This window comes from Halobacillus halophilus (genome assembly GCF_020171985.1).
In the GTDB taxonomy this organism is placed as follows: Bacteria; Bacillota; Bacilli; order Bacillales; family Halobacillaceae; genus Halobacillus; species Halobacillus halophilus_A.
The window spans coordinates 258,977-278,134 of sequence record NZ_JAIVAL010000001.1 but is presented as its reverse complement, the minus strand read 5'-3'; the positions used below and the strand labels follow the sequence as shown (position 1 = coordinate 278,134).

The 19,158-nt window shown below is 41.9% G+C and carries 15 protein-coding genes; 2 read left to right on the top strand and 13 right to left on the bottom strand.

The window, feature by feature from the left end; genetic code table 11:
- Window positions 1-18: 18 nt before the first annotated feature.
- Window positions 19-1,980 carry an AMP-binding protein gene (locus LCM11_RS01375; RefSeq protein WP_224892500.1) on the top strand — a complete coding sequence of 654 codons (1,962 nt, stop codon included), beginning with the start codon at window positions 19-21 and terminating at the stop codon, window positions 1,978-1,980.
- A 40-nt stretch (window positions 1,981-2,020) separates the two neighbouring features.
- Here the strand turns inward: LCM11_RS01375 and LCM11_RS01370 are convergent, their stop codons facing one another.
- From LCM11_RS01370 to LCM11_RS01310, 13 genes are all read right to left on the bottom strand, one after another.
- Window positions 2,021-3,550 (bottom strand): acyl-CoA carboxylase subunit beta, encoded by a 1,530-nt coding sequence (locus LCM11_RS01370; RefSeq protein ID WP_224892499.1) that lies wholly within the window; start codon window positions 3,548-3,550, stop codon window positions 2,021-2,023.
- Window positions 3,551-3,562: 12 nt separating this feature from the next.
- Window positions 3,563-4,345, bottom strand: coding sequence for an enoyl-CoA hydratase (locus LCM11_RS01365; protein ID WP_224892498.1), 783 nt, complete (start codon window positions 4,343-4,345; stop codon window positions 3,563-3,565).
- Between the two features lie 16 nt (window positions 4,346-4,361).
- On the bottom strand, window positions 4,362-5,264 hold the full coding sequence (locus LCM11_RS01360) for a hydroxymethylglutaryl-CoA lyase (RefSeq protein WP_318246130.1): 903 nt from the start codon (window positions 5,262-5,264) through the stop codon (window positions 4,362-4,364).
- A gap of 14 nt (window positions 5,265-5,278) precedes the next feature.
- The gene (locus LCM11_RS01355; protein WP_224892497.1) at window positions 5,279-5,491 is read right to left on the bottom strand and encodes an acetyl-CoA carboxylase biotin carboxyl carrier protein subunit; all 213 of its coding nucleotides are present in this window, start codon (window positions 5,489-5,491) and stop codon (window positions 5,279-5,281) included.
- 13 nt (window positions 5,492-5,504) lie between these two features.
- Window positions 5,505-6,860, bottom strand: a complete 1,356-nt coding sequence (locus tag LCM11_RS01350; RefSeq protein WP_224892496.1) for an acetyl/propionyl/methylcrotonyl-CoA carboxylase subunit alpha — start codon at window positions 6,858-6,860, stop codon at window positions 5,505-5,507.
- Window positions 6,861-6,876: 16 nt separating this feature from the next.
- Entirely contained in the window at window positions 6,877-8,517 is a 1,641-nt protein-coding gene (locus LCM11_RS01345; RefSeq protein ID WP_224892495.1) for an AMP-binding protein, read from the bottom strand.
- A 24-nt stretch (window positions 8,518-8,541) separates the two neighbouring features.
- Window positions 8,542-9,684 carry an acyl-CoA dehydrogenase gene (locus tag LCM11_RS01340; protein ID WP_224892494.1) on the bottom strand — a complete coding sequence of 381 codons (1,143 nt, stop codon included), beginning with the start codon at window positions 9,682-9,684 and terminating at the stop codon, window positions 8,542-8,544.
- A gap of 70 nt (window positions 9,685-9,754) precedes the next feature.
- On the bottom strand, window positions 9,755-10,387 hold the full coding sequence (locus LCM11_RS01335; protein WP_224892493.1) for a TetR/AcrR family transcriptional regulator: 633 nt from the start codon (window positions 10,385-10,387) through the stop codon (window positions 9,755-9,757).
- A gap of 137 nt (window positions 10,388-10,524) precedes the next feature.
- A complete protein-coding gene (gene parC, locus LCM11_RS01330; protein ID WP_224892492.1) occupies window positions 10,525-12,984 on the bottom strand; it encodes a DNA topoisomerase IV subunit A in 2,460 nt (819 codons plus the stop codon).
- Window positions 12,985-12,999: 15 nt separating this feature from the next.
- The gene (gene parE, locus LCM11_RS01325) at window positions 13,000-14,955 is read right to left on the bottom strand and encodes a DNA topoisomerase IV subunit B (RefSeq protein ID WP_224892491.1); all 1,956 of its coding nucleotides are present in this window, start codon (window positions 14,953-14,955) and stop codon (window positions 13,000-13,002) included.
- Between the two features lie 195 nt (window positions 14,956-15,150).
- Window positions 15,151-15,564, bottom strand: coding sequence for a CoA-binding protein (locus tag LCM11_RS01320; protein ID WP_224892490.1), 414 nt, complete (start codon window positions 15,562-15,564; stop codon window positions 15,151-15,153).
- Window positions 15,565-15,574: 10 nt separating this feature from the next.
- Window positions 15,575-17,101: an ABC transporter permease/substrate-binding protein gene (locus LCM11_RS01315; RefSeq protein ID WP_224892489.1), complete on the bottom strand. Its 1,527-nt coding sequence runs from the start codon at window positions 17,099-17,101 to the stop codon at window positions 15,575-15,577.
- Entirely contained in the window at window positions 17,098-18,162 is a 1,065-nt protein-coding gene (locus tag LCM11_RS01310) for an ABC transporter ATP-binding protein (protein WP_224892488.1), read from the bottom strand. Before LCM11_RS01310 ends, LCM11_RS01315 begins: the two co-directional genes overlap by 4 nt.
- A 355-nt stretch (window positions 18,163-18,517) precedes the next feature.
- On the opposite strand from LCM11_RS01310, the gene plsY reads away from it, so the two are divergent.
- The gene (gene plsY / locus LCM11_RS01305; protein WP_224892487.1) at window positions 18,518-19,099 is read left to right on the top strand and encodes a glycerol-3-phosphate 1-O-acyltransferase PlsY; all 582 of its coding nucleotides are present in this window, start codon (window positions 18,518-18,520) and stop codon (window positions 19,097-19,099) included.
- Window positions 19,100-19,158: the final 59 nt, after the last annotated feature.

Below are 19,158 nucleotides of genomic sequence, written 5' to 3'. Positions count from 1 at the left end.
CTGGAGGCGGAAATCTACATGAATACATATGAAAAAGCATGGATTCCATCGAAAAGTCAAATTAACAGTACGCGGTTGTATCAATGGATGCAAAAATTAGGATACGAAGATTATGATGCTTTTCACAAAAAATCTATAGAAGAAATAGAATGGTTCTGGGATGAAGCCTTGAAAGAATTAGGAATAGAATGGGACCAATCGTATGGTAAAACGGTTGATTTATCCAGAGGAATTGCTTATCCGAAGTGGTTTACTGGAGGAAAGATGAATGTAGCCCACAATGCTCTCGATAAATGGGCCACAAATGATAACAAAAAGGACACCGTGGCACTCTACTGGGAGGGTGACAACGGAGATACGATTCAATTTACTTATAAAGAGTTACTCCAGGAAGTAAATCGTGTCGCCAATGGATTACACAAACTGGGGATTGGCAAAGGAGATATTATTACGCTTTATATGCCTATGATCCCGGAAACTCTCATTTCAATGCTTGCCATCTCAAAAGTAGGGGCAATATTCTCTCCCGCATTTTCAGGCTATAAAGCGGATGCGATTGCTACAAGAATTCAGGCTGCCCGCTCCAAAGCTCTTATTACAGCTGACGGATTCTTTAGAAGAGGAAAGACCATTCCGATGAAAATGGAAGCAGACCTTGCCTGTGACCAATGCCCTTCTTTAGAACATGTAATAGTAGTCGAGCGAGCTGACTGTGAAATTGATTGGAATGAATACAGAGATACCCCATGGTCTCGATTGCTCGAAAATGAAACCGTTTACAATACAAAGAGTATGGAATCAGATGATCCTTTTATGATTATTTATACTTCAGGCACCACAGGGAGACCAAAAGGAGCTGTGCATACGCATTCGGGCTTTCCAACAAAAGCAGCATTTGATGCTGGAGTATGCATGGATGTTACCAGCGAGGATACTCTATTTTGGTACACGGATATGGGTTGGATGATGGGCCCCTTTTTAGTTTATGGTGGCCTGGTTAACGGTTCATCTATAGTCATGTTTGAAGGCACCCCTGATTTTCCTGAGCCTGATCGCCTGTGGAGTTTAGTAGAAAAATATAATGTAACCCATTTAGGTATTTCTCCTACTCTTGTTCGATCCATGATGAAGCACGGGGAAGAATGGATTCAAAAACATAACTTAAGCTCTCTTAAACTAATTGGTTCCACAGGAGAGCCCTGGAATCCTGAACCATGGCGCTGGCTGTTTAAACAGGCAGGCAACTCCAACGTCCCTATCTTTAACTACTCAGGGGGCACTGAAATTTCAGGAGGTATTCTTGGGAATGTGCTGATAAAGCCTATTCAGCCGGTTACATTTAATGCTGCTTTGCCAGGAATGGATGCAGATGTTTTCGATGAAACAGGAGATCCTCTCAAGAATCAAGTAGGTGAATTAGTGTTACGGAAACCCTGGGTTGGCATGACCAGTGGGTTCTATAACGAAAACGAACGTTATGAAGAGACCTATTGGAACCGCTTCAAAGATACCTGGGTCCATGGCGACTGGGTCATTCTTGATGATGAAGGTTTTTATACTATAACAGGCCGCTCCGATGATGTTCTTAATGTAGCGGGCAAGCGGCTCGGTCCGGCAGAGGTTGAATCCGTACTAGTTGAACATCCTTCCATTACAGAAGCGGGAGTGATTGGTGTACCACATGAAGTTAAAGGAGAAGAGGCAGTAGCATTTGTCGTACTTAATCCCAACACTAAAAGATCAGATGAGCTAATAAGTGAATTTAAAAGCCACTTAGCTAATAAGTTAGGAAAAGCCCTTGCTCCAAAAAAAATCTATATTGTTGATGATTTGCCTAAAACGAGAAATGCAAAAGTAATGAGACGAGCTATTAAATCTGCTTATTTAAACAAACCTGCAGGTGATTTAAGCGCTCTAGAAAACCCGGACACCATAGATCAGATACAAATGATTGGAAAAAAATCTACTCCATCTACCTAAATACAAAAAATCTCCTGATCAAACTGATCAGGAGATTTTTTTATACAGGATAGACTCCGTGTTTTCTTTCCGTGAAAGTTACATCTTTATTCTGGTAGGCTTCATATCGAATTGCAAGTTCTTCTCTCAGCCGGTCAGGCTGGATAATATCATCGATCACGAGTTCAGAAGCTAAGCGATAAATATCGATATTCTCTTTATATTCTTCGTGTTTTTCTTTAATAAACGCGGGTCTTTCTTCTTCAGGAAGTTCAGCTATTTTGTTCGCATATACTGCATTTACAGCCGCTTCAGGGCCCATTACAGCAATTTGAGCTGTTGGAAGAGCTATACACGCATCCGGCTCAAAGGCAGGACCTGCCATAGCATAAAGCCCTGCACCATAAGCTTTTCTTACAATAACAGAGATCTTAGGAACGGTCGCTTCACTCATGGCTGACAACATTTTAGCTCCGTGCCGGATAATACCCGCTCGTTCCACCTTCGTACCAATCATGAATCCTGGAATGTCGACCAGGAATAATAAAGGGATATTAAAGGCATCGCAAAGCTGAATAAATTTAGCGGACTTATCGGCCGAGTCCGGAAATAGCACTCCGCCTTTGGCTCTCGGCTGGTTGGCTATAATACCGACCACGCGACCGTCTATTCTCGATAAACCGGTAATAAGTTCCGGGGCAAATTTCTTTTTAATTTCACAAAAAGAACCTTCATCGATAATACGGTCAATTAACTGATACATATCAAAAGGGGCATTTTGATTTTCTGGAATCAATTCTTCTATGGATTTTTCAAATGCTACTGGGTCAATACTTTCTTTTTGAGCTGGAGCTTTTCGGTAATTCGCTGGAAAATAACTCATGTATTTTCGTGCAAATGATATAGCTTCCTGCTCATCCTTAGCAAGTACATCCCCACATCCCGAAACGGAGCAATGCATCTTTGCCCCTCCCATTTCTTCAAGGGATACCTTTTCTCCAATCACTTTCTCTGCCATTCTCGGTGATCCAAGATACATCGAAGCATTTCCGTCGACCATAACTACAATATCGCAGAAAGCAGGTATGTAAGCTCCTCCAGCGGCTGAGGGTCCGAATAATAAACAGACTTGAGGAACCCGGCCGGATAACTTTATCTGGTTATGAAAAATGCGGCCGGCTCCCCTCCGATTAGGAAACATATCTACTTGATCGGTGATTCTGGCTCCAGCAGAATCTACGAGGTAAAGCATCGGTAGCTGCAGTTTCATAGCTGTTTCCTGAATTCGAATGATCTTTTCAACAGTTCGTGCTCCCCATGATCCTGCTTTAACAGTAGAATCATTGGCCATGACACAAACCTGTTCTCCGTTAATTTTACCTATGCCTGTAACCACTCCATCAGCAGGAAGTTTATCGTCCTGATTATTGGCGAAAAAAGCATCCTCAATACTCATATCATCATCGAATAATAACTGTAGACGCTCTCGTACAAACATTTTTCCTTTTTCTGCATTTTTAGCATGGTACTTTTCTGCTCCACCCGAGGAAATATGCTTTCTTTTTTCTTCTAACGTCTGATTCTTCGCCATTCTTTCCCCTCCTTACTTTCCTTTATATTCTGGTTTCCTTTTCTCTTTAAATGCTTTCAGACCTTCTAGCCGGTCCTCTGTGTCAATCGTTTTTTGATAGCATTCCTTTTCAATTTGAAGCCCTGCAGATAATTCCTTGTCATATCCATCATGGATAGCTTTTTTAGCCTGTCTAAGTGCAATAGGCGCATTGCGTGCAATGGAAAACGCAATGTCTTTTGCTTCTTCTAACAGTAACTGAGGCTCGTACACATATTCCGCAAGTCCGATCGCATGGGCCCGCTGAGCTTCGATTGGGCGGGCTGTGTATATCATTGCTTTCGCTTTTCCGAGTCCAATTAACCGGCTGAGCCGCTGGGTTCCTCCTGCTCCAGGTATGATTCCAAGAGAGGTTTCAGTGAGCCCCACTCTTGCTGAATTACTCATAATACGCAAATCGCAAGCTAAAGCAAGTTCAAGCCCCCCTCCAAAAGCAACCCCATTGATCACAGCGATGGTAGGCACAGAGATTTGTTCGATCATCTGAATGGTATTGCCAATTTTTTCAACCGTTTGAATAACTTCCTGCTCGGACATATTCGCGCGTTCCTTTAAGTCTGCTCCAGCACAAAACACTTTCGTTCCGCTTCCCGTAATCAATACTGCCCGCACGTCAGTACGCTGGTTAATTTCTTTTGCTCGAGCTGCTAGCTGATCCAGTAACTCCCTTGAAAGAGCATTTGCTGCTTCTGGACGATTTAAAGTTAGTAATAAGACATGCTCATTTACCTCTTTTAACGTAACAAGTTCGCTCATCTCACAGCCTCCTTTCTCACCTTGATCGTTCTATCTGCATCACATGACTGGCTAACGGTTTATTTAATGTACGTTGAATAAAGGAAGCAGCCTGTCTGAGTTTAGGTTCGTCTATACCCGTTGATACACCCATCTGGTGCAGCATATGAACGAGGTCCTCAGTAGCCAGATTGCCTGAAGCACCCTTTGCATAAGGACAGCCTCCAAGTCCACCAAGCGAACTGTCAAACGTGGTAATCCCATGATCTAACGAAACCAGAACATTTGCTAGAGCCATTCCTCTCGTATTATGAAAATGCATAGCAATATCCTTGAAGGATAACTGCTTCCGAATTTCGTATAGGGCCATGTCTACCTGCTTAGGATTGGCAACCCCAATGGTGTCCCCTAAGGAAAGTTCATCTACCCCCATATCAAGCAACTGTTTGCTAACGTCTATGACCTGTCTAACCGGAATATGGCCTTCATAAGGACAGCCAAATACGGTAGATACATAGCCGCGGACCGTTTTTCCAGCGCCCTTTGCTTCCTGCACAACTTCCCTCAGGACAGGATAAGTTTCTTCGATCGATTTGTTTATATTTTTTTTATTATGACTTTCACTAGCTGACATAAACACAGATACTTCATCTACGTCTGTTTCCAGCGCTGTTTCAAGCCCTTTCATATTGGGTACCAGTGCTGCGTAAGTTATACCTGGTTTTCTCTCAATAGATGAAGCTACTTGTTTCGCATCCTTTAACTGGGGTATCCATTTCGGATGGACGAAAGAACTAAATTCAATGTAGGAATAACCGGCTTCTGACAATTGATTTATCCAGGAAATTTTATCTTCTGTCGGAACTTCCCTGGACTCATTCTGTAGGCCATCCCGGGGACCTACCTCTTTGATCGTCACTTCTTCTGGTAACTCCAGCATAATATCCGCTCCTGTTATTCTATAATGGCAATAACGTCGCCTTCATTCACAAAATCACCTTCACTGACCTTTAATTCTTTTACACTCCCTGATGATTCTGAAGGGATGGGGATTTCCATTTTCATAGATTCTAAGATAGCTATGTCCTGACCTTCACTGACTTCTTCGCCTTGCTGAACGACTAATTTCCATACACTTCCTGCCATCGATGCTTTTACTTCATTCATCATTCATCTCTCCTTATTGGTTGGTTAACGTAGGTAAGTAATAATCCTGGATAAAGGTTGTTTTTGTATTTCCTTTTTTGTATTGGTCGTGCGTAATAATACGTTTTAACATAGTTAAGTTTGATTTAATTCCTTCAATTTCATATTTATGGAGAGCCTTTGCCATCAGATCAATCGCCTGCTCTCTCGTCTCGCCATGTACCACCAGCTTCGCAATCATCGGATCGTAAAAAGGAGTGACCTTCGAACTTCCATTTACAGCCAGTTCATGCCGGATGTTTTCACCTTCCGGCAATTCCAGCTTTGTAAGCTGGCCCGGAGAAGGATAAAACGTGTTCGGATCCTCTGCATAAATACGAACTTCAATCGCGTGACCTTGAATCGAAAGATCTTCCTGTTTAAGAGAAAGAATCTCGTTTGAAGCGACTCTTAACTGCTGCTCGACCAGATCTACACCTGTAATTTCTTCTGTTACGGGGTGCTCTACTTGAAGACGTGTATTCATTTCAAGAAAATAATAGTTTTCCTGTTCATCTACCAAAAATTCAATGGTTCCGGCATTGGAATAACCAAGTCTTTCTACTGCTTTTAATGCGCTTTCCCCCATTTGACGTCGTGTTTTCTCAGTAAGTACAGGTGAGGGAGCTTCTTCCACCACTTTTTGGTGCCGTCTTTGAATCGAACATTCTCTTTCAAATAAATGCACAGCATTACCATGGTGGTCAGCAAGCACTTGCATTTCGATGTGCCTTGGATTCTCAATTAGTTTTTCAATAAACATTTTCCCGTCGCCGAAAAACGTCTGCGCACGCTTGGAATTCCCCTCAAAGGCCTTCTCAAGTTCTTCATCGGAATAGACGGCCTGCATCCCTATACCGCCTCCGCCTGCTGCCGCTTTTAACATGACAGGATAACCAAATGATTGAGCGATAGATAAGGCAGCTTCAGCAGAGGCTACTGCTTCATCTGTCCCGGGTACGATCGGTACACCAGCCTGACTCATCTCATGACGAGCTGCAATTTTGTCTCCCATCTTAGCAATGACTTCTGGTCTTGGTCCTATAAATACAAGCCCAGCTTTAGTTACTTTTTCAGCAAATTCAGCACTTTCACTAAGGAGCCCGTAGCCTGGATGAATAGCCTCTGCCCCCGATTCCCTGGCAGCTTTCAAGATTTTATCGATATTTAAATAGGATTCACTTACCCTTGGCTTCCCTATTAAATAACTTTCATCCGCTTCTTTTACATAAGGGGCCTCCTGGTCCGCTTCTGAATAGACGGCTACAGTGCTTATATTCATCTTTTTACACGTACGTATGACACGAGCTGCTATTTCTCCCCGATTGGCAATGAGTATTTTCGTAAACACCATTCTCCACCCCTTTTTACGATTTCAAATCCATCATGTCCAGCGCATCTTCCCTCAGTTTAAACTTTTGAATTTTCCCACTTGCGGTCATCGGATACTCATCTGTAAACATGATGTATCTTGGAATTTTATGCTTAGAAATTTGACCTTCACAAAATTCACGAATATCAGTTTCTTCGATTGACTTTCCTTCCTTAGGAATGATCCAGGCCATGATCTCTTCTCCGTATTTCTGATCGGGAACACCGACTACTTGAACATCCAGCACATCTGGATGCTGATATAAGAACTCTTCAATTTCACGTGGATATACGTTTTCTCCGCCACGAATAATCATATCCTTCATGCGCCCGGTAATTTCAATATATCCATCTTCATCCATCACAGCAATATCACCAGTATGAAGCCATCCTTCTGGATCAATTGCTGTATCCGTAGCTTCCTGGTTTTTGTAATAACCTTCCATAACAAGATAACCCCGAGTGCAGAGTTCTCCAGGTATCCCTGCTTCTGCTTCATCTCCAATAGCCGGGTCAATGATTTTCACTTCTACGTTCGGATGTGCCTTTCCGACACTGGAAACACGAAGCTCAATTGGATCATCCGCCTTGGTCTGGGTAATAACGGGAGAGGATTCAGTTTGACCATAAGCAATGGTAATTTCCTCTGCTCCCATATCCTCCATCACACTTTTCATAACTTCCATAGGACAGGTGGATCCTGCCATAATTCCTGTTCGAAGAGTGGTCGGTTTCCATTCTTTAAACTCAGGGTGATTAAGTTCAGCAATAAACATCGTGGGCACTCCATGAAGCGCTGTACATGCTTCTTCTTTTACCGCCTTTAAGACCTGTAAAGGTTCAAATTGTTCAAGAATAACCATGGTTGCTCCTTTAGATACCGCAGCAAGCGTTCCTAATACACAGCCAAAGCAATGGAAAAAAGGAACAGGGATGCACAATCGATCTTCATTGGTGAGCCTCATACAGTCCGCGACCTGATTGCCATTATTGACAATATTATAATGGCTCAGCATCACACCTTTAGGAAAACCTGTCGTTCCTGAAGTGTATTGCATATTGATCACATCTTTGTAAGATAGAGATTTTTTACGTTCTTCTAGTTTTTCTTCACTTGTGGATCGGCTCATATCAATTAAGTCATTCCACGTGTAGCAACCTGGATGTTCCTTATCACTTAAAGTAATAATATTTTTCAGATGAGGAAGCCGCTCGCTTTGCAAATCTCCTTTTAAAGAGGAGGAAAGCTCTGGGCAGATCTCTTTCAAAATATCAATATAGGAGGTGCCTCTAAAATCTTCCGCTAGTATTAAAGTGGTTGCATCAGATTGTTTTAAAAGGTATTCAAGTTCCTGCGCTCTGTAATTTGTATTTACGGTAACGAGAACCCCGCCCATTTTTCCTGTGGCAAACTGAGAAAGAAGCCACTCCGGCTTATTATCTGACCATATAGCTATGTGTTCTCCTTTTTCTATCCCTAATGACATGAGACCTTTAGCTGTCTTATCAACCATGTCATTAAATTCCTTATAGGTCTTTCGCAGTTTCTTCTCAGGGTAAACAAAAGCTTCCTGTTCAGGAAATTGACGAGCCTGTTCCTCTAATAGTTCTCCTACGGTTGCTTCCAAAAGGGACATATACGAATTCCTCCTCTTTATTTATTAGCAGCCTAGCTGACGAGCGATAACCAAACGTTGAATCTCAGACGTTCCCTCTCCAATTTCAAGCAGTTTAGCATCACGAAGATAACGCTCTACTTCATATTCCCTCATATAACCGTAGCCTCCGTGTATTTGGATGGCTTGATTGGATGATCGGAAAGCGGTTTCAGAAGCGAACAGCTTAGCATACGCTGATTCTTTCGTGAAGTTTTTCCCTTGATCTTTTAACCAGGCAGATTTTAGTACCATATTTCGAGCTAGTTCCACTTCCATGGCCATATCCGCTAATTTAAACTGAATGGCTTGAAAATTGGAAATTGGCTGGCCAAATTGTTTTCTTTCTTTTGCGTAGGCCAGAGCACGATCCAGCGAAGCCTGCGCGATGCCTACAGCAAGAGCAGCAATGGAAATTCTTCCTCCATCTAGCGTGTAAAGGAACTGTTTAAACCCTTTTTCTGGATCTCCAAGAAGATTTTCCTTGGGTACTTTCACATCTTCCAGGATGATTTCGGAAGTATTGGATCCCCGGACACCCATCTTTTCATAAGGACTGCTGATCTTCATGCCCGGAGTATCTTTAGGGATGATGAAAGCTGAAATAATATTTTTACCATCTTCCCGTTTACCCGAGACGGCCGTTACAGTGATAGATCGAGCATATTCTGCATTCGTAATCCAGCATTTTTCTCCATTTATAACGTAATGGTCTCCTTTAAGTTCAGCTCTTGTTTTCGTTCCCCCTGCATCAGAGCCAGCATTTGGTTCTGTTAGCCCAAAAGAGGCGAGTGCCTCTCCCTTGGCCAGTGGAGTTAAGAATTCCTGTTTCTGTTCCTCTGTGCCGAAATAATAAATGGGGCTTGCTCCAAGAGAAACGGCAGCTGCATAACTAAGTCCAGTAGAACCGCAGACACGACCAATTTCTTCCACAGCTAAGGCATAAGTAACCGTATCCCCGCCGGATCCACCATATTCTTCTGGAAATGGTATACCAAGAAGCCCGAGTTTTCCCATCTCTTTAAAAATATCTTCTGGAAATTCTGCTTTAGTATCAATATCTACCGCGCGCGGATGAATAACCTCCTCAGCAAAATCACGAACCATTTTTCTAGTCATTTCCTGTTCTTTCGTTAATTCAAAATTCATATGATTCCTCCTCAGGGAATTAAGACCGACTGGTTGGTCGGTACGTAGTCAAAAAAATATATGAAAGCGTTTACTTATTTTCATAAAAAAAAGGAACGTGGATCAGTTGATTCAAGTAATCCGTCTCTTCTTTCCCGGCCAGTAAAAAGTGCAAAATCAAATCCGTGAAAACATCTGAAATCTCATGGATCGAATGTGGGCCATCCCGTTTATACCACTTATAAATCCAATTCACCATTCCCAGAATCGCCATACCTGTAATAGACACTGGCAGTTCTTTGCGAAAATGGCCCGACTCCTGTCCTTCTTCGATGACTTGAAAAACCATCTTTTTAAACTCATCCCGTTTTTGCTTAATCTGTCGTTCGTATTCAGGTTTAAGATAATTACTCTCCTGATAGAAAACAGATATATGAGGTTTGTATAGATCGAAAACTTGAACAAACGCATGGATGATAGCCTGAATCTTTTTTACAGGAGAAGAGTGAGTGACATTAGCTGATTGAGCTTCTTTCAATACATATGTAATGAAGGTATCGTGAATGACGAAAAGGAGTTCGTCTTTGGAGCTGAAATGATGGTAAAAACCGCCTTTAGACGTACGGGATAATTCTACTATTTGATTGACACTCACGCCGTGAAAACCATAACGATCAAATAATTCAAGCGAGGTTTGAATTATGTCTTCTTTTAAATCTCTCATACACCATCCCCAATCCGCTGAACTTACATTCATTTTAGCATAATTTTTTGAAAATACAAACGAATCTAAGGAAATATTGGTAGTCAAGAACTTTTAGAATATAGTAAAAGACAGCCTCCATAGAGACTGCCTTTTCTTTAATTGCTATCCGGATCCTTAGATTGAAACGGGTTTTCATAAACAGGCTTAACCCATGCTTCGGATATTTTTCCGTTCTGGTCTGTATCCATAACATAAGAGCCGTTACTGTAACGGTCGTTAGCTTTGAAGTCCATGACGTTCAACGTAATCGATACCTCTTTTTCCGTTTTCAATATCACTTGATCATCTCGCTGAACTAAATGAACATCAATCAGACGGTGAGGATTGTTTTTTAATTCGCGCAGCATAATGACACCTCGTTTAGCACGAGAAGCCTTTTCAAACTCTTTCAGACGCATGCGTTTAACGGCAGCACGATGCGTAGAAAGAAATACGGAAGGATCTTCATCTTTTTGGAAGATCTGCCCTGAAATAACTTCTTCTTCTTCTTTCAAATGAATAGCTTTTACCCCGGCAGCACGCTGACCCACAGCATTAACTTCTTCCTCAGAATACCATAAACCATAAGCCTTGTTGCTGGCAATGAAGATTTCAGAATGACCATCCGTGACGTGCACATCCACTACTTCATCATTTCCTTTTAGATTAATAGCTACGAGAGCCTTAGAATGTCGCTGAGCCTGATACAGCTTCAATTCACTTTTCTTTACCATCCCGTTTTTGGTGAAGAAAAGTAAATACTGGTCTTCATTGAATTCGCGGACCGGGATCGCTTCCACAATAAACTCATCTTTCTCCACCTGGACAATGTTCGAAATATACTGACCTAAATCCTTCCATCTGATGTCTGGAAGTTTATGAACAGGCAGGAACAGGTATTTACCGAGATTCGTAAACAGCAAAATAGTATCCGTTGTATTGATTTCAAGAAGTCTTAAGAGATGATCGCCTTCTTTTGAAGCGAAATCTGCTCCGTTAGAGGCCGCATATGAACGAAGGCTTGTACGCTTCAGGTAGCCGTCTTTTGTAACAGAAACAAGTACATCTTCGCTGGCCACCGTTACTTCAAGATCCACTTTAAGTTCTTGTACTTCATTTTCTATTTTGGTTCTCCGGTCTTCGCTGTATTGTTTTTTCATGCTTCGAAGGTCGGACTTGATAACTTTCATAAGTTCATGTTCACTGGCGAGTAATTTCTCTAAATAAGATATTCGCTTGCGAAGCTCGTCCGCTTCCGCTTCAAGAGCCGTAATATCCGTATTCGTTAAACGATAAAGCTGAAGCGTGACGATGGCCTCTGCTTGAGCTTCTGTAAACGAATACTGATTCATTAATTGCTGTTTGGCATCTTGCTTGTCTTTAGAGCCGCGAATGGTCGCTATGACTTCATCAAGAATCGAGATGGCTTTGATCAGTCCCTCAACAATATGCGCCCGCTTTTTAGCTTTGTTCAAGTCATAGACGGCCTGACGGGTGACAACTTCCTTCTGGTGGGATATATATGCATCCAGCATCGTTGGCAAACTCAGGAGTGTAGGAGTCCGATCATGAATAGCAACCATATTAAAGCTATATGATATTTGAAGATCTGTATGCTTATAAAGATAGTTAAGCACACCTTCACTATTGGCATCTTTTTTCAGTTCAATCACGACCCTGAGACCAGTCCGATCCGTTTCGTCTCGTACTTCCGAAATCCCCTCTACCTTACGATCAATACGCAGTTCATCCATACGCTTAACCATGGTAGCTTTATTAACTTCAAAAGGAATTTCATCAATGACAATCTGCTCTCGTCCACCGCGGACTTCCTGTATTTCCGCACGTCCTCTAAGTACGATTTTTCCTTTTCCGTTCTCATACGCTTTCTGAATACCTTCCACACCCTGAATCGTTCCTCCGGTCGGGAAGTCAGGACCTTTCAGCTTAGTCATTAATTCAGGTACGTCTGCTTTTGGTTTATCAATCTTCATAATTACGGCATCAATAACCTCGCCGAGATTGTGCGGAGGTATTTCAGTGGCATAACCTGCCGAAATACCTGTAGAACCATTCACAAGAAGATTTGGAAATTTAGCTGGTAGAACAGTCGGTTCTTCAATAGTGTCATCAAAGTTTGGTATGAATTCTACGGTTTCTTTTTCGATATCGCGCAGCAGTTCGGATGAAATGGCGGAAAGTCTGGCTTCGGTGTAACGCATAGCGGCTGGCGGATCTCCGTCCACGCTTCCATTATTTCCGTGCATTTCCACGAGAGGTTTTCGTAATTTCCACGTTTGGCTTAGACGTACCATCGCTTCATAAACAGAAGAGTCTCCGTGCGGGTGGTAATTACCAATTACAGTACCGACTGTTTTAGCCGACTTTCTGTATGCCTTATCATGTGTATTTCTTTCCTGATGCATTGCAAATAAAATACGACGCTGTACGGGTTTTAAACCGTCCCTCGCATCGGGAAGAGCACGTTCCTGGATGATATATTTACTGTACCGTCCAAAACGATCTCCAAGAACTTCTTCCAATGGTAAATCTAAATATTTCTCTGCCTCTGCCAACAGAATATCCCCCTTTTATGTTTGAATTTTGTCGTTTTCCAAAATATTAGCTTCGTCTTCCATACCGAAGGCGACATGGGATTCAATCCATTTGCGGCGAGGTTCTACTTTATCGCCCATCAATGTGGTTACACGCCTCTCTGCGCGTGCCAGATCATCTATTGTTACCCTTATCAAGGTTCTGGATTCAGGATTCATCGTGGTTTCCCAAAGCTGATCGGCATTCATTTCACCAAGACCTTTGTAACGCTGAATGGAGTAGCCGTTCTTGAACTCTTTAAGAAGCTTATGCATTCCTTCTTCATCCCAGGCATATTCGGTTTGTTCTTTCTTGCCTTTACCCTTAGATACCTTATAAAGCGGAGGCAGTGCAATGAATATTTTCCCTGCTTCGACAAGCTGTCTCATATAACGGTAAAAGAATGTCAGCAGTAATACTTGGATATGGGCTCCATCCGTATCCGCATCCGTCATAATGACAATTTTATCGTAATTACAGTCTTCCAGGGTGAAATCGCCGCCTACACCGGCACCGATGGTATGAATAATCGTGGAAATCTCTTCATTTTTAAAGATATCAGCTATTTTCGCTTTTTCAGTATTGATAACTTTTCCTCTTAAAGGTAAAACCGCTTGGAATTTACGGTCTCGTCCCTGCTTAGCAGAACCTCCTGCTGAATCTCCCTCCACGAGGTAAAGTTCATTTTTCTGAGGGTTTCTGGATTGAGCAGGCGTTAACTTCCCACTCAGTAAAGTATCTTTTCTTTTTTTCTTCTTTCCGGATCTTGCGTCTTCACGAGCTTTACGTGCCGCTTCTCTTGCTTCCTTCGCTTTTACAGCTTTCTTAATAAGCATAGAAGCTACATCAGGATTTTCTTCAAGAAAATAAGATAATTGCTCAGCCACTACAGCGTCCACCGCTGAGCGTGCTTCTGAAGTTCCTAATTTACTTTTGGTCTGACCTTCAAATTGAAGAAATTCCTCAGGGATTCGAACAGAGATCACTGCGGTGAATCCTTCACGAATATCATTTCCTTCCAGGTTCTTATCTTTTTCCTTAATTAATTGAGCACGACGCGCGTAGTCATTAAAAATTCTTGTAATCGCCGTTTTCGCACCTGATTCGTGCGTACCTCCATCTTTTGTACGAACATTATTAACAAAGGAAAGGATATTCTCTGCGAAACCATCATTGAATTGGAATGCGAAATCAGCTTCGATGTCTTTATAGCTACCCTCGAAGGATACTACGGGGTGAAGAGTATCTTTCTCTTCATTGAGGTAAGAAACGAAGGATTCAATGCCATCATTATACTGGTAAACCTCTTTAACCTTCTCACTACGTTCATCAATTAAATTGATTCGAAACCCTTTTAAAAGAAAAGCAGCTTCCTTCAAACGCTCCGATAAAGTTTCGAAACTGAACTTCGTTACTGAAAAGATGCCTGGGTCTGGTTTAAAACGAATGGTTGTTCCTGATTTCCTTGTCGTTCCCTTATGCTCCAGGGAAGTTACGGGGAGGCCTCCGTTTTCAAAACGTTGATAATACCTTTCTCCATCCCTGCATATATAGACTTCCAGCCATTCAGACAAGGCATTTACGACAGAAGCTCCGACGCCATGAAGACCTCCGCTTGACTTATAGCCCCCCTGTCCGAACTTTCCCCCCGCGTGAAGCACAGTCAAAATTACTTCGGGTGTAGGCTTTCCTGTCTGGTGCATTCCGGTCGGCATCCCTCGCGCTTCATCCTCTACAGAAACACTGCCGTCTTTATGAAGAGTTACCGTCATTTGATCTCCATGCCCGGCTAATGCCTCGTCTACAGCATTATCCACGATTTCGTGTACCAAGTGGTGGAGGCCGCGGTGATCTGTAGATCCAATATACATCCCCGGTCGTTTTCGGACCGCCTCCAAACCTTCTAGTACTTGTATGGAATCATCTGAGTATGTTTGATTCTGCTTCGCCAATTTACCATCGGCTCCTTTCTCGTCAACTTCATCTACTACTATAATAGAACAAACGTTCGTTTGTGTAAACGCTCAATAAAAAATGCTGCTTGTTATATTGTAGCGATTTTATAAGGTTTCGCAAACATTATTCTAATATCAACATGAAAAAACCCCTGTTTAGACAGGGATTTTTTTTAAAAAAAGTATATTCTTTTACATATAAACTGCATGGGCAACTTTAATGCAAACATCCATGATCACGGTCATATCTTTGTCCTTTAACTCGTCGTAAGCATCTTCGTGAATAACCCCTTGCTGCCCCCAAAAAGCTTGAGCAGGGATAGCAGAAGCCTCTTTAGCAACTTCAGGAAGAAATTCTGACCTTCTGAACACGTTTATGATATCAATAGGTTCGGTAATATCACTTAATCGAGCCACAGCTTTTTCACCTAATGCTTCACTGATGGTTGGGTTCACAGGAATAATACGGTATCCCGCTTCCTGCATAGCTTTACTGATTTGATAAGAAGTGCGGTGCGGCTTGTCTGATAGACCGACGACCGCAATCGTTTTAGAATTTCTTAAAACTTCCGCAACTTTTTCGCGTGAAGGATTTTTAAATGTCATATTCTACCTCCTATTCTTCAATTAAGCCTTCGCTCACTAAATACTCGCGTGCAACTTCTTCAGGGCTTCGATCTTCATAATCTACTTCATAGTTCATTTGACGCATTTTATCACCAGTTATTTTTCCGCCTAATTGATTAAGAGCATCTTTTACTTCAGGATATCTATCCAAAGTCTCCTGCCTCATTAGGGGGGCGCCCTGGTAAGGCGGGAACAAGTTCTCAGGATCTTCAAGAACCTTCAAGTTTAAGTCTACCATATATCCTGATGTGGCATATGCATCAATAATATCCACACTGCCATCTTTGATAGCGCCCTGACGCAATCCCGGATCCATCGTTCGCACTTCATCAATATTTAAATCATATACTTCTTTCATTCCCTGATAACCATCCTGACGATCATTGAACTCAAGAGTGAAACCGGCAGTGATCTGGTCTTCCACCTGTTTTAAATCCCCAATCGATTCTAAGTTGTATCTTTCAGCAAGCTCCTGTGTAGTAGCTACAGCATACGTATTATTAAATTCCATAGGCTCTAAGAACGCCATATCATAGGTTTCAGCCATGCCCTCTTTAGCCTGCTGATAAACTTCCTGCGGCTCATTGCTATTCGCCTGTTCATCCAGCAAGGATACGATAGCCGTTCCTGTAAATTCGGGATATATGTCTATACTGCCCTCCTGTAAGGCACTGAATACAAGATCTGTTTTCCCTAAGTTTGGTTTTAGTCCTACAGAAAGATCTGTTTCTTCTTCAATGAGCATTTCATACATGTTAATCAAAATAGCAGGTTCCGAGCCTAATTTTGCTCCAAGCACGAGATCATTTTTAGCCTTGCCGCCAAACGCTAATGGACCTACAGCTATTAATGCTGCAATAACCAAAAGACTTACGAGAGACCGAAAACCAGACTTGGCGGATGTTCTCTCGAATAGTCGGAGGATCACATCTAATATAATAGCTAATAGAGCGGCTGGTACAGCTCCAAGAAGGATGAGGTTCACATCACCTCCGCGGTCAAGTCCGAGAAGAATTAAATCACCTAAACCTCCAGCACCAATTAAAGCAGCGATGGTGGTTGTACCTACAATTAAAACCATAGACGTACGAATTCCCGCCATAATGACCGGCATAGCAAGTGGTAACTCTACACGGGATAAGCGGCGAAAAGAATTCATTCCCATCCCTGTAGCTGCTTCTTTAAGAGCAGGATCTACTTCTTTAATTCCTGTGTACGTATTTCTAAGTATAGGCAGCAGGCCATAAGCTGTTAAGGCAATAACGGCAGGCGTCTGTCCAATACCGAACAAAGGAATTAAAAACGCTAAGACTGCGAGACTCGGGATGGTTTGTAGAATCGCGGTGACCCCAATAACCGGTTCAGCAACTTTGTGCTTTCGAGATAATAGTAATCCTAGAGGTACGGAAATAAGCGTAGCAATCACTAAAGCAATAATGGAGATCTGTAAATGTTCCCAAATCTTTTCGAGTAAGACATCCTGGCGTTGAATAAAAACCTCTTTAAATTGGTTCATAGCTGTCCCACCCCTTTTTCATGGTGGTTTTCTTTCAAATAAAAGACGATATCTTTGTAAGAGAGGGTACCTAGAAGCTGATCCTGTTTAACTACAGGAAGCATTGGATAATCTGTTTTTTCAAAAACGGCTGTAGCCTCTTTTAAAGTCATTCCATTTTCCAGAGCAGGAAGGTCCAATGTCTTGCCATCATGAACCGCAGTGGCATAGGTACCATCAGGATTTTTTAATGCAAATGTTCCTTTATGAGGAACTGTTCCTTTCTCTAATTCTGCCACAGGGTACATTTGATTTTTTGTCCGGTCCATAATGACGTCCACCGCTGTTTCCCATGGAGTTTTACGGCTTCCTATGAAATCTTTCACAAATTCATTTGCCGGATTTAGAATTAAATTCTGAGGAGTGTCTAATTGAACAATCTCTCCAGCCTGCATCACGCAAACTCTGTCACCTAGAGCCATAGCTTCATCCATATCATGAGTCACAAATACAATTGTCTTCTGAATTTCCTGTTGTAACTGTCGAATATCCTTCTGTAGCTGCTCACGACTAATTGGATCCAGGGCACTGAACGGTTCATCCATTAATATAATATCCGGATCAGCAGCCAGAGCCCTTATCACTCCTACCCTTTGCTGTTGACCGCCCGATAATTCGCTTGGTTTCCGCTTCCGGTGCTTTTCAGCATCTAACCCTACCATACGCATCAGTTCATCAATACGGTTAGAAAGGTCTTTCTTTTTCCACTTCTTCATTTCAGGAACAATAGATATGTTCTCTTCTATCGTCATATGAGGAAACAAAGCAATTTCCTGTAATACATAACCAATATTCCAGCGGAGCTCGTGAATGTTATATTCGCGAATATCTTTATTATGTATAGTTATCGACCCTTCTGTAGGATGGATCAATCGGTTAATCATCTTCATCATTGTAGTCTTACCGCAGCCACTGGGACCAATTAGCGTTAACAGCTCCCCGTCATTTACGTGCAACGCAATGTCTTTCAGAGCTGTGGTCCCGTCAGGATACGTCTTTGTTACGTCTTTAAACGTAATCATGGTCTTCCCCCTCTTTAATCTAATAAAATATGAATTTTATATTTCCACAATTCCACAATTTCAAACATATTGCAAAGATTCGAAATCATTCAGAACACATTGAGAAATTATTTTTTATATCTTCTCCTTACTGGAACTTTGCGAGAAACTTCTTGTCACACGGTTATGAATTGGTATAATAGGAAGTTGTTACAACTAGGAATTTTAATACATAAGTTCTGATCTATTAATCGTAAATTGAAAATAACTTTAATTGCTTAAATCTATACGTTTAATCTTTACAATGAAGCTGCCGGGTTCTTTCATCAAATCTCTCATGGTAAAATAGAATAAAGCAACGAAGGAGATGAGCGGCATGGAATACGCTTTATTTGCTATTATCGCGTACTTGCTTGGGTCCATTCCATCAGGTCTGATAATAGGGAAATATGGCTATGATACAGATATCAGAGAGCACGGAAGCGGTAATTTGGGTGGGACCAACACTTTTCGTGTATTAGGTATTAAAGCAGGTTTAATTGTAACTTCAGCGGATATCCTTAAAGGGACATTTGCAACCGTCCTTCCTTTACTGTTTGGAGCTGAAGTCATTACCCTAATCATCGGGATTTTTGCCGTGATTGGTCATATGTACCCAATCTTTGCAGGTTTTAAAGGCGGAAAAGCTGTTGCCACGTCCGCAGGCGTGATATTGGGAGTTAATCCTATCATTTTCTTTATACTATTAGCCACTTTCTTCCTGGCTTTATACATTAGTAAATATGTATCTCTATCTTCTATGATCAGTGGTGTCGTCGGGATAGTGGCTACTCTTATCGCCCGGGATTTCGGGTTGACCATTGTCATTACTCTTTTCACGCTATTCGTGATCTACCGTCATCGATCGAACATTAAAAGGATTATGAACAAAACGGAACCAAAAATCACTTGGATGTAACCTGCTTTTCACGAGGTCTGTGCTAAAAAGCATAGACCTCCTTTTTTGTGGAAACGATA

Coding starts and splice junctions, on each gene's coding strand:
- LCM11_RS01375 (WP_224892500.1), top strand. CDS start 19: ATGAATACATATGAAAAAGCATGGATTCCATCGAAAAGTCAAATTAAC.
- LCM11_RS01370 (WP_224892499.1), bottom strand. CDS start 3,550: ATGGCGAAGAATCAGACGTTAGAAGAAAAAAGAAAGCATATTTCCTCG.
- LCM11_RS01365 (WP_224892498.1), bottom strand. CDS start 4,345: ATGAGCGAACTTGTTACGTTAAAAGAGGTAAATGAGCATGTCTTATTA.
- LCM11_RS01360 (WP_318246130.1), bottom strand. CDS start 5,264: ATGCTGGAGTTACCAGAAGAAGTGACGATCAAAGAGGTAGGTCCCCGG.
- LCM11_RS01355 (WP_224892497.1), bottom strand. CDS start 5,491: ATGAATGAAGTAAAAGCATCGATGGCAGGAAGTGTATGGAAATTAGTC.
- LCM11_RS01345 (WP_224892495.1), bottom strand. CDS start 8,517: ATGTCCCTTTTGGAAGCAACCGTAGGAGAACTATTAGAGGAACAGGCT.
- LCM11_RS01340 (WP_224892494.1), bottom strand. CDS start 9,684: ATGAATTTTGAATTAACGAAAGAACAGGAAATGACTAGAAAAATGGTT.
- LCM11_RS01335 (WP_224892493.1), bottom strand. CDS start 10,387: ATGAGAGATTTAAAAGAAGACATAATTCAAACCTCGCTTGAATTATTT.
- LCM11_RS01320 (WP_224892490.1), bottom strand. CDS start 15,564: ATGACATTTAAAAATCCTTCACGCGAAAAAGTTGCGGAAGTTTTAAGA.
- LCM11_RS01315 (WP_224892489.1), bottom strand. CDS start 17,101: ATGAACCAATTTAAAGAGGTTTTTATTCAACGCCAGGATGTCTTACTC.
- LCM11_RS01310 (WP_224892488.1), bottom strand. CDS start 18,162: ATGATTACGTTTAAAGACGTAACAAAGACGTATCCTGACGGGACCACA.
- plsY (WP_224892487.1), top strand. CDS start 18,518: ATGGAATACGCTTTATTTGCTATTATCGCGTACTTGCTTGGGTCCATT.